Source organism: Kitasatospora sp. NPDC050463 (assembly GCF_040655255.1).
In the GTDB taxonomy this organism is placed as follows: domain Bacteria; phylum Actinomycetota; class Actinomycetes; order Streptomycetales; family Streptomycetaceae; genus Kitasatospora.
On sequence record NZ_JBFAJO010000006.1, the window covers coordinates 150,129 to 162,721 of the forward strand.

The following is a 12,593-nucleotide window of genomic DNA, read 5'->3' on the forward strand; positions in this document are numbered from 1 at the left end:
CCCCGTGCCCCGGGCCCGGCGGCTTAGGCTGCACTTACCGAACTCCTGTACCGGGTAGGAGTCCTGGACAGGAATCCCAGCCCCGGCACCGCCCCACCCCGCTTCGCCCCGCCCGTTCCCCCGACGTGCGAAGGACCGATCGCCATGCCGCGCCCGACCACCGCTCAGTTCTGCCTCGGCACCTGCACCGTCGTCGCCGCCACCGTGGCGCTGCTGGCCGTCTCGGGCGCCACGGGCGTCCTGCAGGTCGCCGTACTGGTGGGCTTCGCGCTCGCCCTCGGGACGCTGGTGACGCTGCTGTCGCTGTCCACCGCCGCCCAGCGCCGCGCCGCCGCCACCGCCACCGCGCCGAGCCCGGCGGCAGCCCCGGCCGACGCGCCCGCGCCCGCGCCCGCGCCCGCGCCCGCCGGGCACGCGTACGCCCGGCAGCGCTGACGCGCCACCGGGCGGGACCGCGCACGGGGCCGGAGTCAGACCGTGGAGACCACTACGGTCTTCACGGCCTTGTCGTGGATGCACTGGCGGTACGGCTTGTCGAAGACGCCGAACAGGCCGTCGATCAGCCACCAGAGCGCGGCGCAGCAGATGACCGCCGGAAGGATGAAGACGGCGGACCTCGTCCAGGCGGCGGCCGGCGTCGGCGTGGTGCCGTCGATCAGCATCGCGACCCTGACCTTCATGGCCTTCTTGCCGAGGGTCTGGCCGTCCCGGCTGAGCATCACGCCGTCGTAGATCAGGAGCAGGCCGCAGGCCAGCCAGAAGGCGCCGGCCGAACCCGAGCGGTCGCCGAGGCTGGCGAAGGGCAGCACCACGATGATCGCCACGATCTGCACGAGCACGTAGTCGATCACCTGCGCGAGGATCCGGTTCGGCCAACTGCCGAGCGGCGGCATCCCGGGGATCGGTCCGGCACCGGGTGTGCCGTGCCCCGTGGGTCCGTATCCGGGCGGTGGCTGGCCGGGCGGCGGCCCGCCGTAGGGGCCCTGCCCGTACGGCGAACCGCCGGGGGTGCCGCCGTAGGTGCCGCCGTACGCGCCGGGCCGGTCGTCGTAGGGGCTGCCGGCCGGTGGCGGGGTCGACGGCGGCGGGTTGCCGGACGGGTCCGACGGCGCACCTTCCGGCGTGCCGCCACCCGGGTACGGGGGCTGCTTGTCGAAGGAGGGCTGGCCGCCCCCCTCCGGCTCGGAGCCTGAGGGGTCGTGGGTGCTCATTCCCCGAGTAGAACATCACATATTCGCTAAGTTCCGGATATTTAGTCCGTTTCGCCCCACGCCCCCCGTGTGACCGCGGTCAGTCCCGGACGACCCTGGTGCCCGCCATCCGGTCGTGCCAGCCGCGCCGGGCGGGGCGGTCGAACAGCGGCCAGACCAGGCCGAGCAGCAGAACCGCCGAGGCGTTGCGGACCAGCCAACGGGCCAGCGAGCGGGCGAAGCTCAGCCGGAGGCGGGCGGCCGACGGGGACGCGTCCACCACCCGGATCCGGGCCAGGCGCTTGCCGAAGGTCTGGCCGGTACGCGCGGTCGGCAGGACTTCGTAGAGCACGCCGACGAAGGCGAGGACGGCGAGCAGGACGGCGGCCTTGCCCACCACCACACCGTCGACCAGCCAGACGTCGACCTGCCGGCGGGTGAGGGCGCTGGCCATCCTGGCCTGGGCGAGCTTCTGCTGGAGGTGGGACAGCGCGGAGTTGCCGAGCGGGATGGCGGCCGCGGCGGCGACCACGGCCAGGACGGCGGTGTCCACCAGCCGGGCGGCCAGCCGGCGTCCCAGCCCGGCGGCCACGGGTGCGGGCGGACGGCGGCGGACGGCCGGCCGCGGTGCGGGTCCGGCCTTCGCCGCAGCAGCGACGGGTGCGGGCGTCACGGCGGACACGGCGGTGGCGGACGGCGCGGCAGCAGTGGACGGCGCGGTAGCGGCGGCCGGCTCCGGCGCGACCTCCGGCTCCGGCCCCGGTACAGGCCCCGGTCCAGGCGCGGACTCCGGTGCGGGCGCAGGTACCGATGCGGGCGCAGGTACCGATGCGGGCGCAGGCACCGGCACCGAACCGGGAGCACGCACGCCCACGGGCGCCGCGGACACCGCAGCCGCCACGACGGGCCCCACTCGCTCTGCGGGCTCCCGCTCCACGACCGCCCGCTCCACGGGTTCCCGCTCCACGACCACCGGCCGGACGTCCGCGGGCTCGACCGTGCCCGGCAGCGGCTCCGCCCCCGGGAGCACTCCCCAGGAGACCCAGCGCGGCGCCCCGCCCGTCTCCATCAAGCCGCGTTGCGCCCGCGGGTCGACCTGCCAACCGGAGGCGTCCGACTCACCCCCGGCCTCCTGCGCCACATCTCCCGCGCGCCCCCGCCCGGTCTGCCCCGACTGCCTGGCCCGCTCTGCCCGCTCTGCCTGCTCTGCCCCGAGGTCCGGCCGCGACCCGGGCCGGCGGAAGGCCGGCCCGGCCGCCAGGTGCGGCCCGACGCTGAACGACGCCCCGCCCGCCGTCTGGTCGAGGTACACCGGCCCGGTCTCCCCGGAGGTCTCGGCGGGCGACGGCGCGACGGTCTGCGGTACTACGGTCGGCGGCACCACGGTCGGCGGCACGACTTCCTCCGGTACGGCCGGCGGCGGCACGGAGCGCACCCGCGCCCCCGGCCCGGCTCCCGCGCCGCCCGCACCACCGCTGCGACGGGCCACGAACCGGGGCGGCTCCAGCACCTCGCCCTCCGCCGGGGCCGGACGGCTGGTGCCGGGCACCCAGGCGGTGCCGCCCCAGTAGCGGACGAAGCCGGGCACCGAGGGGTCGGGGTAGTACCCGGGGGTGGGGCCGACGGCCGTCTCCGCGCCGCCGGCGAAGGGCCGGTCCGTCATGGGGTCTTCTTTCCTGGCAGGGCCGATGCGGCGCACCCGGCGGCAGACCACGCGACGGCGACTCGGGCGGCACAGCCGGCTTCGCCGTCGGCGCGCGCGAGGACACCGCCTCACTGGCGGACAGTCGCGGGGCAGTCACAAAGGGTAGTACCTCGGAGGGTCGACGGAGGCAAGTTGCGCAATCGCCGGACAACCCGGGTCCGCCCGGGATAGGGAGGACGGCGCGCAACGCGTCGACACGCGCCCGCTCCCCCGCGTACCACCACTGCTCGTCCGCGCCTGCGGGAACTCCGGCGAGAAATCCCGGAAACGTGTGTAAGAGCGCCTGCGGCCCGTGCTCTCCAAGGTGACAGGGCCCGGAACCGGGCACCACGCGGAGGCAGAGAGGAACCCGATCATGGAGCGCGCGACGAGCGTGGTCGAGCACGAGCTGGAGCTCAACCTGGTGCTCTCCCCCGATCACAGCATCCCCGTCCCGGCCCGGCTGTCCTACGGCAGCCACGACCCGTACGCGGTGCACATCACCTTCCACCTGGACACCGGCTCGCCGGTCACCTGGGTGTTCGCCCGCGAGCTGCTGGTGGAGGGCACCTTCCGGCCCTGCGGCCAGGGGGATGTGCGGATCTGGCCGACCCGGTCGGGCCGGCGCAGCGTGCTCTGCCTGGCGCTGAGCTCGCCCGCCGGGGACGCACTGCTGGAGGCTCCGCTGCCGGTGGTGGCCGCCTGGCTGGAGCGGGCGCACCGGCTGGTGCCGCCGGGCAGCGAGCTGGCCGCGCTGGACATGGACGGTTCGCTCGCCGAACTGCTCGCGTGAGCGACCGCGCCGCTCGGCGCAGCCCCCCACCGAGCACACCCGAACGCCCCGGCCCGGGACGCCCAGGCCCCGGGCGTGACGGCCTCCGGCAGCACACCCCCGGACAGCCCGCGCCCGAGCGGAGCACCCCGGGCGGAGCACCCCTGAGCGGAGCACCCCCGGCCCGTCCATCCCCGGGCTCCCGGCCAGGGAGCCCCGGCGACTCAGCGGGCCGCGGGGGCCTGCTGACGGTCGCGCGCGGGGCCCGGACGGCCGCCGCCGCTGCGCTGCCCGGGCAGCGCGGCGAGGGGGGCGCCGGCGGCCCGCCGCCGAGCCCTTATGCGTAGCGCCGCGGCCAGCAGGAAGCAGATCCCGACGAGCGGGTAGACCGAAGCCGGGATCTGGCTGACCGCCGACAGGTGCAGGTCGAGGTCGCCGTGGTGCGGCACGACCCACATCCCGAACGAGAAGAAGGCGACCAGCGTGGCCCCGAACGCGGCGCGCCAGCGCATCCGGCGGACGGCGGCCGGACGGGCCTGCTCGACCGCCGCCTCGCAGGCGAGCAGGGCGAGCACGGGCACGCACCAGACCCAGTGGTGGGTCCAGCTGATCGGCGAGATCAGCACCGCGGTGACTGCGGTGCAGCAGACGCCCCACGCCTCGGCGCGCGGCAGCCAGCGGGAGCTGGAGGCCGCCCAGGCGGCGACGGCGAGTCCGGCCACCGCGACCAGTCCGGCGGCCAGGGTCGCGAGGAGCCCGGGGTCGGCGCTGTGCAGCAGCCGGGCGACGGCGCCGCGCACCGACTGGTTGTCGACGATCTCGGTCTTGCCGACCCGCGAGGAGTCGTAGAGGTACTTGGTCCAGAAGCCCCAGGTGGCGTCGGGCAGGACGAGGCCGCCGAGCAGGAAGGTCCCCAGGAAGGTGAAGCCGGCCACGAAGGCGGCCCGGATCCGGCCGGTGAGCAGCAGGTAGACGGCGAAGAGCCCGGGGGTGAGCTTGATGCCCGCGGCGATGCCGATCGCGACGCCCTTGCTGCGGCGGCCGTCGGGGCGGGTGAGGTCCCAGAGGATCAGGCAGGCCAGGGCGAGGTTGATCTGGCCGTAACGCAGCGTGGTGAAGACCGGTTCGAGCCAGACGCCGCCGCCGGTGACCAGGATCACGCCGAGCGGGCGCAGTTCGCGGCGCGGCCAGCCGACCAGCTTGAACGACAGATGGGTGAAGAGCGCGAGCAGCCCGAGGTTGCCGAGCGTGATCGCCACCCGGAGGAACGGCACCGGGAACCAGGTCGTCGGCACGAACAGCATCGCGGCGAACGGCGGGTAGGTGGCGGGCAGGTTCCACTCGGTGACCCGCAGGCCGTAGAGGTCGGTGCCGTCGGCGACGGCCCCGCCCTCCGCCCGGTAGACGATCATGTCGACCATCGAGGTGTGGACGAAGTGCCGCACGACGGCGTAGACCACCAGGGACAGCAGCGCCACGGCGGAGACGGCCAGCAGCGGGCGGCGCGGCGCCTCGCGCAGGGCCCGGACGGGCGCGCCGAGGGCGTCCTTCAGGCGGTTCGACAGGGGCCCGGGCGCCGGGTCCGGTGCGGTTGGCACCGCGCTGCGCTCGTCTTGCACCGCTGTCACTGTTCGCTCCGTCCACCGTTCGGCCAACCAGCGACGATACCGGATGCCCGCCGACCGGGCCCGATCAGAACGGTCACGGAGCGTGACCGGTCGGATCGGAGAACACTCCGGCCGGCCGTACTCCGTTGCGGGCGGAGCACGGACGGCCGGGGTCCCGGGGAGGGGTCGAGGGGGCTCAGCCGGTGTAGGCGCCGAGGGCCCGGGTGAAGTCCAGCGGCTGCTGGAGGATGCTGCTGCAACTGGCGTCGGCGTACGCCTTGGCGCCGCCCTCACACGCCTTGTCGCGGGTGCCGGACCACATCGCCAGCCAGGCCAGGTGCTTGGTCCCGGCGAAGTCGGCGAGCTGCTTGGCGTCGGCGACGGTGAAGATCTCGCTGGCCACGTCGTTGACCCCGATCATCGGGGTGACCGCGACCTTGCGCCAGGCGGCGGCGTCGTCCAGGCCGAGCACGCTCTTGACCTGGGCCTGGGTGGCGGTGGCCGCGGCGATGGCGTACTTGCCCATCTGGCCCTGCGGGTTCGGGGCGACGCCGTCACCGAAGTCCATCGCCATGATGTTGACCGCGCCGATCGCGACGCCGTTCTTCTTGGCGTCCGCGACCAGGTCGACGCCCTCCTGGGTCAGGCCGGAGGGCAGCGCCGGCAGGGTGAAGGAGACGTCCAGGGCCCGGCCCTTGGCGGCCGCGTTCTTCTGCAGCTGGGCGACGGCCTGGGCACGGCGGGTGTTGGCGGCGGTGTCGGCGATCGCGCCGCCCTCGACGTCGAAGTCGACCTTGGTCAGCCCGAAGGTGTCGACGGTCTTCTGGTAGACGGCGGTCAGGTCGGCCGTCGTGGTGCAGGCGAGCGCCAGTTCGCTGCCGTTGGCACCGCCGAAGGAGACCCGGACGTCGCCGCCGACCGCCCGCAGCGCGCCGATCTGGGCGGCCACCGCGTCGGCGGACAGGTCACTGACACCGCCCCACTTCGGGGTGCAGCCGCCGCCGGAGACCACGAAGGCGAGGGTGAAGTTCTTGACACCGGTGGCCTTCGCGGTGGCGACGAGGTCGTACGGCGGGTAGAGCGAGGTGTCCACGTACGGCGCGAAGCCGGCGCCGGTGACCGGGGCGGGAGTGGCGGTGGCGGTGGCAGTGGGCGTCGGGGTGGCGCTCGCGGTCGGCGCCGGGGTGGTCGGCCTGGTCGTGACGGTGGGGCTCGGCGACGCGCCGGTGGGCTTGGCGGTGGCCGTGGCGGTCGGCGACGTGGTGGGTGCGGTGGGCGCCGTGGTCGCGGTGGGCGAGGCGGTCGGCGCCGTGGTCGGGCGGCCCGAGGGAGTCGGCACGGTGCCGTCGCCCGCCCGGCAGGAGGCGTTGTTGATCAGGCAGTTGCCGGGCTCCGCCTGGGCCGCGCCCGAGCCCTGGGCGACGAAGCCGACCACCAGGCTCCGGCCGGGCTCCAGTCGCTTGCTCCAGGGCTCGGGCTTGACGGTGACGTGCTGGCCGTCGGCGCTGAAGGTGGCGTTCCAGAGCGAGTCGATCCTCGCTCCGGCCGGCAGGTCGAAGCTCAGCGTCCAGTCCTCGATCGCGCTGCCGTCCGGGTTGGTGACCAGGTACTGGCCGGTGTAGCCGGACTCCCAGGTGCTGGTGCGGGTGTAGACCGCGCCGAGCGAGGCGGCGCTCGCCGAGGAGGCGAGGACGACGACACCGCCGGCGACCAGCGCGGCGGCGACGGCCGAAGCCCCGAGGACGACTCCCTTGCGGCTGCGCCGGCGGCGGCGGCCCGGGCGGCGGTCGGGCTGGGTCGTCATGGGCGTACCTCCGTGGGGGCGCCTCCTGCCCGAACGGTGCGGGAGGCGGCTGGGCCGGACGGGGCCGCGACGGCCCGGCGCGGGTCCGTGGACCCGTCGCGGGCGGCGTGACCCGGCTCGGTCGGGTGACCGGCGCGGATGACGCTAGTGGTGCCGGACGGCCGAAACCGGCCTGCTGAGCGAGGGGTACAGCTCCCTTAGGGCCTGCTTAAGAAAGAGGAGGGACGGCTGTGACGCCCGGCCCGGTCCGGCGCCGCGCGGCTGCGCCGCCGCTCAGCGCTGGAACAGCGTGTTGCGGGTCCGCCGGCGGCTGACGCGGGGGGCGACGCCCGCGGGCCTGGCCTGCAACCTCAGCTGGATCTCGGCGCCGCCGAGCACCGCCGAGCGGCCGAGCGCGAGGTCGCCGCCGGTGACCTCGGCGAGCTTGCGGGCGATGTCCAGGCCGAGGCCGGTGGAGCCCTCGCCGCCGTGGCCCTGCCCGCGCTTCAGGGCGGCCTCGGGGTCGGTGAAGCCCGGTCCGGCGTCGCCGACCAGCACGATGACCGAGCTCTCGGTGGCGAGCACGTCGACCGAGAAGGCGGTGCCGACGGCGGTGTGGCGGAAGACGTTGCCGAGCAGCGCGTCGACGGCGGCGGCGAGGTCGCCGCGCTGGACGGACACCGGGGCGGGCCGGTCCGCGCCGGCCATCTGCCAGCGGCGGCCCTCGTCCTCGGCCAGCGCGGACCAGAAGCCGACCCGCTCCTGGATCACCTCGGCGGCGTCGCAGCCCACGGTCACGGCGGGGGCGTCCTCGGGTGCCCGGCGGGCCGAGCGGATGATCTGGTCGACCTCGCGCTCCAGTTGGGAGACGGCGTGCCGGGTGGCGTCGGCGGCATCGCCCTCGCCGAGTGAGGCGGCGTTGAGCCGCAGCACGGTGAGCGGGGTGCGCAGCCGGTGCGACAGGTCGGCGGCCAACTCCCTTTCGGCGGCGAGCAGGTGGACGACCCGGTCGGCCATCGCGTTGAACGCGTGGGCGGCTTCGCGCAGTTCCTCCGGGCTTCCGGCGCTCTGCCGGTCGTCGACGGGCACCCGGACGGCGAGGTTGCCGCCGCCGAGCGAACGGGCCGCGGCGGCCAGCCGGCGGGCGGAGGCGACGATCCGGGTGCCCATCCGGTCGGCGACCAGTACCGAGATGGCCACCAGCGCGAGCGCGACCGCCGACAGCACCAGCCAGGCGGTGGAGACTCCCCTGGTGAGGTCGCCGTCGGCCACGAACACCTCGACCACGGCCGTCCGGCCGGTGTCCACGGCGACCGGCTGCAGCAGGGCGAACCCGCCGGGCACCTCGACGGTGAACGAGCGGCCCTGGCCACCGGCGGTGCCCACGTCGGCGGCGAGCGCTCGGGCGTCGCCGATGGTGGCCCCGCCGTCCGGCCCGATCGGCGCGGCCACGGCGGAGGGCGGCTCGGACGGCAGGACGGAGGGCGGCGCGGCCGGCCCGGTGGGAGCACCCGCCGGGGCTGTCGATGCCCCGCCCGCCACCGCCCCCGTCGTTCCCCCGCCCGCCACCGTGCCCGGCACCGGCAGATGGACCGCCATCCGCCCCTGCGCGCCCGCGTCGGTACTGGCCAGCGCGCGGGCGATGGCGCCCTGGTCCGTGGTGATGGCGAGTGCCGGGCCGAGCGCCGCCGCCTGCCGCTCGGCCGCGGTGAACGCCCGGTCCCGCGCGGTCTGTTGGACCATCAAGCCGAGCGGGATGAGGAAGGCCAGCGCGACCATGGTGGTCCCGGCCACGGCGGCCTTGATCAGAGCCCAGCGCAGCGAGTGGCCGAACCGCCTCATGTCCGGCGCTCCGTGGGGGCGGGTCCGGGCTCCGTCGGGTGCCCGGTCGCCTCCAGTCGGACCCCGACGCCGCGCACGGTGTGCAGGTAGCGGGGGTTGGAGGCGGTCTCGCCGAGCTTGCGGCGCAGCCAGGAGAGGTGGACGTCGATGGTCTGGTCGCCGCCGTAGGTCTGGCGCCACACCTCGGCCAGGATCTCCTTGCGCGGCACGACGACGCCCGGGCGGGCGGCGAGGAAGGCCAGCAGGTCGAACTCGCGGCGGGTCAGGTCGAGCGCCCGGCCGTCCAGGGTGGCCTCGCGGCGCTGGAGGTCGATGGCGAGCCCGCCGACCCGGAGCACCTGGGTGACCGGGGCCGTTCCGCCGCCGAGCCGGCGCAGCACGGCGGCCATCCGGGCACTGAGGTGTTCCCCGGAGAAGGGTTTCACCAAGTAGTCGTCGGCACCGGCGTTGAGCAGCCGGACGATCTCGGCCTCGTCGTCCCGGGCGGTGGAGATGATGACCGGCACGTTGGTCAGGCCGCGAATCATCTTGAGCGCCTCGCCGCCGTCCAGATCGGGCAGGCCGAGGTCGAGGATCACCAGGTCGCAGCCGACCTGGGCGACCTCGCGCAACGCCTCAAGTGCCGTGCCCACACTGCGGACCGCGTGACCACTGTCGGCCAGATGCCGGATGAGGGCGGAGCGTACGAAGGGGTCGTCCTCGACCACGAGCACTGTTGCCATGGGGCTGCACGGTACGCCATCGGCGTGCGGTGGTCTGTACCTCGGGGTGGGTCCCGGGACGGGCCCCGGACCGCCCGCCGGGCAGGTCGGGACCGATTCGCTCCGTCCCCTGGTGTTTTGTGCAACTTGCCTGCTGAATAGCAGGGCTGCCCACCTGCGGCGGCCCCGAATACGGCAGGATGTGCGCACGATGCGGAACGGACTGGTACAGCTCGGCGCCTGGGCGGCGGCCACCGGGGCGGCGGTGGCGCTGTCCTGGTTCGGCGTGCACACGGTGCTGACCGGCGCCGCGTTCGAGCAGCCGACGGCGCTGCCGCTGCCGTCCCCGGCCGCCGGCGGCGCCCGGCCCTCGACGACGCCGGCGCCGACCCGGGAGCCGACCCAGGAGCCGTCCGCGCCCCGGCCGCAGGACTCCGGCCCGACGCCCGCGCCGGCCGCGTCGACCACCCAGCGCAGTGCGGCGGCTCCCGGCGCCCCGCCCTCCTCGCGCCGTCCCGCGCCCACCACCGACACCACCACGTCCTCGGTACGCAGCTATCCGGTCCCGGGCGGCAGGGTCGCGCTGGACCTCCGGCCGGACACCGCCTCGCTGGTCTCCGCCACCCCGGATCCGGGGTGGCAGATGCAGGTCTGGAACGGCCCGCAGTGGATGCGGGTGGACTTCACCAGGGGCGAGCAGGCCAACTCGGTGTTCGTCGCCTGGAACGGCCACCCGCCGAGTGTGGAGACGGTCGTCCGCTGACCGGTGTGGCCCGGCCGCCGGTCACCAGCGGTCGAACGGGACGTAGCCGGGCAGATAGGGACCGCGGTAGCGGGACCGGTCGACCAGGGTGTGCCTGGTCCCGCCGGGTACCCCGATGGCGGCGAGCACCACCACGCCGTACCGGTCGTGCACCTCGTAGGGCTCGGCGAGCGAGCTGGCATCCCGGTCCACGGCGTAGTCGTACGCGTAGTGGACGTCCGGCACGGCGACGGCGAGGTCCACCACCCCGTCGCCGTGCCGGGCCAGGTGGCCGGCCAGCTCCCGGCCGCGCGGCCCGATCACCTGGACCAGCGAGGTCAGCACGAAGCGCGTCCCGGGCGCGCGCAGGACGTACGAGACGGTCTCCGGCTCGCCGGTGTCGGGCCCAGCGTAGGCGGTACAGCGCAGGCCGAGCGCAGTGGCGTAGCGGCGTGCCGCGCGCTCGGCGTCGCCGACCGCGAAGACCACCGCGTCGGCGTGCCCCATCGGGACGAGGTCGGGCTCCTCCAGGCCTGCGGTGAGCAGCGCGGGTTCGGCGGCGGTGTCGGTCATGACGGCCCTCCCGGTGGGCGTACGGGACCACGGTCTGCCCCCTGGGCGGGCCCCACAGGCCGAAGGGGCGTGTGGGGCCCGGCTCACGGGGTTGTGGCTGGAGGGTGGCGCCGGGCCGACCGGCGCGCAACTGTTCCGTTTCCTCCTGGTCAAGGTGTGCGCCGGGGCGGGAGAATCGGCCGCACCGCTGTACAGAATGCCCACCGGAGGACGGAGCCCCGCGATGCCCCACGCCCAGTCCCCGAGTTCCCCGAACTCCACCGAACCACCCAACTCAGCTGTCGGGCCGGGCTCTTCGGCTCAGCCGGTGGGCACCGCCAACGACGCGATCGACGTGCTGGACGGCCGGCTGATCCGGCTGCTGGCGGAGGAGCCGCGGATCGGGGTGCTGGAGTGCTCGCGCCGCCTCCAGGTGGCCCGGGGCACCGTCCAGGCGAGGCTGGACCGGCTCCAGGCCAAGGGTGTCATCGGCGGCTTCGGGCCCGAGGTGAACCCGGCGGCGCTGGGTTACCCGGTGACGGCCTTCGCCACGCTGGAGATCTCCCAGGGCCAGGGCTCCGACGTGCGGGCGCACCTGGCCGCGGTGCCGGAGGTGCTGGAGCTGCACACGATCACCGGACGCGGGGACATGATGGTGCGGATCGTGGCCCGGTCCAACGCCGATCTGCAGCGCGTGATCGACCGGGTGGTGGGGTTCGACGGGATCGTCCGGTCCTCGACGGCGATCGCGCTGGAGAACCCGGTGCCGTACCGGATCCTGCCGCTGGTGGACCAGGCCGCCGCCGAGTAGGGCGGTAGCCGTCCGGCACAGCACCACACCCGCCACACCCGCCACACCCGCCACACCCGCCACACCCGCCACACCCGCCACACCCGCCGGGCAGGATCTCAGCAGGCGGGGACGGTACCGCCGTTGCGCAGCGCGTCCAGTGCGGAGATCGACTCGCCGAGCGTGCCCACCGGCACCAGCCGCAGACCCCCGGGCAGGTTGACCTTGGCGTCCGCGCACTCGTCCTTGGGCAGCAGGAACACCGTCGCACCGTCCCGGGCCGCCGCCTGGGTCTTCAGCGGCACGCCGCCGACCGGGCCGATGACGCCCTGGTCGTCGATGGTGCCGGTGCCCGCGACCTTCACGCCGCCGGTGAGGTCACCGCCCTTGCCGTCGCCGGCGAGCTTGTCGACGATGCCCAGCGCCAGCATCTGGCCCGCACTCGGGCCGCCGATGTCGCCGAGGTCGACCTTCACCTTCACCTGGGCCGGCGAGAGGTGGAGGTAGGAGAGCGCGGCCGTGGTGGCACTGTCCTGCGACTCGGTCATCTGCTGGGCGGTCACCTCCTCGGCCTTGGCCGGATCGTCCTGGGGGTAGACCGTCTCGGTCGGCCGGATCGCCTCGTCCTGGTCGAACCAGGCCTTCAGCGACCGCCAGAAGGTGGTCTTCTCGCCCGGATTGGTCGCCGAGATGGTCACCATCCGCAGCTCGCCGTCGGTGGTCCGCACCGGCGCCCCGGTGATGGTCAGCACCGGCGCGCCCTGGTAGCTGCCCAGGGTGTCCGCGGTGACCCCCGGCCAGGTGAGCGTGTACGGCAGCGGGACGAAGGCCGCCACACCGAAGAGCGCGGCGACCAGCACCCCGCACAGCGCCAGCGCACGGGTGCGGGGGGCGGTCAGGGCTTTGGGCAGCTTGGTGTCGGACACAGAG

Annotated in this window: 11 protein-coding genes and 1 pseudogene; 4 read left to right on the forward strand and 8 right to left on the reverse strand. The window is 75.0% G+C overall.

Annotation, left to right across the window (positions count from 1 at the left end; all coding sequences use genetic code 11):
- Positions 1–144 precede the first annotated feature (144 nt).
- On the forward strand, positions 145–435 hold the full coding sequence (locus tag AB0J08_RS06285; protein WP_360627705.1) for a hypothetical protein: 291 nt from the start codon (positions 145–147) through the stop codon (positions 433–435).
- Between the two features lie 35 nt (positions 436–470).
- On the opposite strand, the gene AB0J08_RS06290 is transcribed toward AB0J08_RS06285, so the two are convergent.
- Together AB0J08_RS06290 and AB0J08_RS06295 are read right to left on the reverse strand one after the other, a co-directional pair.
- Positions 471–1,211 carry an RDD family protein gene (locus AB0J08_RS06290; protein ID WP_360627708.1) on the reverse strand — a complete coding sequence of 247 codons (741 nt, stop codon included), beginning with the start codon at positions 1,209–1,211 and terminating at the stop codon, positions 471–473.
- A gap of 79 nt (positions 1,212–1,290) precedes the next feature.
- Positions 1,291–2,853, reverse strand: coding sequence for an RDD family protein (locus AB0J08_RS06295; protein ID WP_360627711.1), 1,563 nt, complete (start codon positions 2,851–2,853; stop codon positions 1,291–1,293).
- A gap of 397 nt (positions 2,854–3,250) precedes the next feature.
- Here AB0J08_RS06295 and AB0J08_RS06300 point away from each other — a divergent pair, with 397 nt between their 5' ends.
- Entirely contained in the window at positions 3,251–3,667 is a 417-nt protein-coding gene (locus tag AB0J08_RS06300) for an SsgA family sporulation/cell division regulator (RefSeq protein WP_360627714.1), read from the forward strand.
- Between the two features lie 203 nt (positions 3,668–3,870).
- Here AB0J08_RS06300 and AB0J08_RS06305 read toward each other — a convergent pair whose 3' ends face one another.
- From AB0J08_RS06305 to AB0J08_RS06320, 4 genes are all read right to left on the reverse strand, one after another.
- Complete coding sequence (locus tag AB0J08_RS06305) at positions 3,871–5,274, reverse strand: glycosyltransferase 87 family protein (protein ID WP_360627717.1); 1,404 nt, start codon at positions 5,272–5,274, stop codon at positions 3,871–3,873.
- A gap of 175 nt (positions 5,275–5,449) precedes the next feature.
- Positions 5,450–7,057 (reverse strand): cellulose binding domain-containing protein, encoded by a 1,608-nt coding sequence (locus AB0J08_RS06310; protein ID WP_360627720.1) that lies wholly within the window; start codon positions 7,055–7,057, stop codon positions 5,450–5,452.
- A gap of 273 nt (positions 7,058–7,330) precedes the next feature.
- A complete protein-coding gene (locus tag AB0J08_RS06315; protein WP_360627723.1) occupies positions 7,331–8,878 on the reverse strand; it encodes a HAMP domain-containing sensor histidine kinase in 1,548 nt (515 codons plus the stop codon).
- Positions 8,875–9,600: a response regulator transcription factor gene (locus tag AB0J08_RS06320; protein ID WP_360627726.1), complete on the reverse strand. Its 726-nt coding sequence runs from the start codon at positions 9,598–9,600 to the stop codon at positions 8,875–8,877. Before AB0J08_RS06320 ends, AB0J08_RS06315 begins: the two co-directional genes overlap by 4 nt.
- A 190-nt stretch (positions 9,601–9,790) precedes the next feature.
- On the opposite strand from AB0J08_RS06320, the gene AB0J08_RS06325 reads away from it, so the two are divergent.
- Entirely contained in the window at positions 9,791–10,342 is a 552-nt protein-coding gene (locus AB0J08_RS06325; RefSeq protein ID WP_360627729.1) for a hypothetical protein, read from the forward strand.
- A 39-nt stretch (positions 10,343–10,381) separates the two neighbouring features.
- Here AB0J08_RS06325 and AB0J08_RS06330 read toward each other — a convergent pair.
- A pseudogene (locus AB0J08_RS06330) lies at positions 10,382–10,828 on the reverse strand (VOC family protein); the annotation flags it as partial.
- Between the two features lie 373 nt (positions 10,829–11,201).
- Here AB0J08_RS06330 and AB0J08_RS06335 point away from each other — a divergent pair.
- On the forward strand, positions 11,202–11,684 hold the full coding sequence (locus tag AB0J08_RS06335; protein ID WP_360627732.1) for an Lrp/AsnC family transcriptional regulator: 483 nt from the start codon (positions 11,202–11,204) through the stop codon (positions 11,682–11,684).
- A gap of 98 nt (positions 11,685–11,782) precedes the next feature.
- Here AB0J08_RS06335 and AB0J08_RS06340 read toward each other — a convergent pair whose 3' ends face one another.
- Positions 11,783–12,589 (reverse strand): S16 family serine protease, encoded by an 807-nt coding sequence (locus AB0J08_RS06340; RefSeq protein WP_360627735.1) that lies wholly within the window; start codon positions 12,587–12,589, stop codon positions 11,783–11,785.
- Positions 12,590–12,593: the final 4 nt, after the last annotated feature.

Coding starts and splice junctions, on each gene's coding strand:
- AB0J08_RS06285 (WP_360627705.1), top strand. CDS start 145: ATGCCGCGCCCGACCACCGCTCAGTTCTGCCTCGGCACCTGCACCGTC.
- AB0J08_RS06290 (WP_360627708.1), bottom strand. CDS start 1,211: ATGAGCACCCACGACCCCTCAGGCTCCGAGCCGGAGGGGGGCGGCCAG.
- AB0J08_RS06295 (WP_360627711.1), bottom strand. CDS start 2,853: ATGACGGACCGGCCCTTCGCCGGCGGCGCGGAGACGGCCGTCGGCCCC.
- AB0J08_RS06300 (WP_360627714.1), top strand. CDS start 3,251: ATGGAGCGCGCGACGAGCGTGGTCGAGCACGAGCTGGAGCTCAACCTG.
- AB0J08_RS06310 (WP_360627720.1), bottom strand. CDS start 7,057: ATGACGACCCAGCCCGACCGCCGCCCGGGCCGCCGCCGCCGGCGCAGC.
- AB0J08_RS06315 (WP_360627723.1), bottom strand. CDS start 8,878: ATGAGGCGGTTCGGCCACTCGCTGCGCTGGGCTCTGATCAAGGCCGCC.
- AB0J08_RS06320 (WP_360627726.1), bottom strand. CDS start 9,600: ATGGCAACAGTGCTCGTGGTCGAGGACGACCCCTTCGTACGCTCCGCC.
- AB0J08_RS06325 (WP_360627729.1), top strand. CDS start 9,791: ATGCGGAACGGACTGGTACAGCTCGGCGCCTGGGCGGCGGCCACCGGG.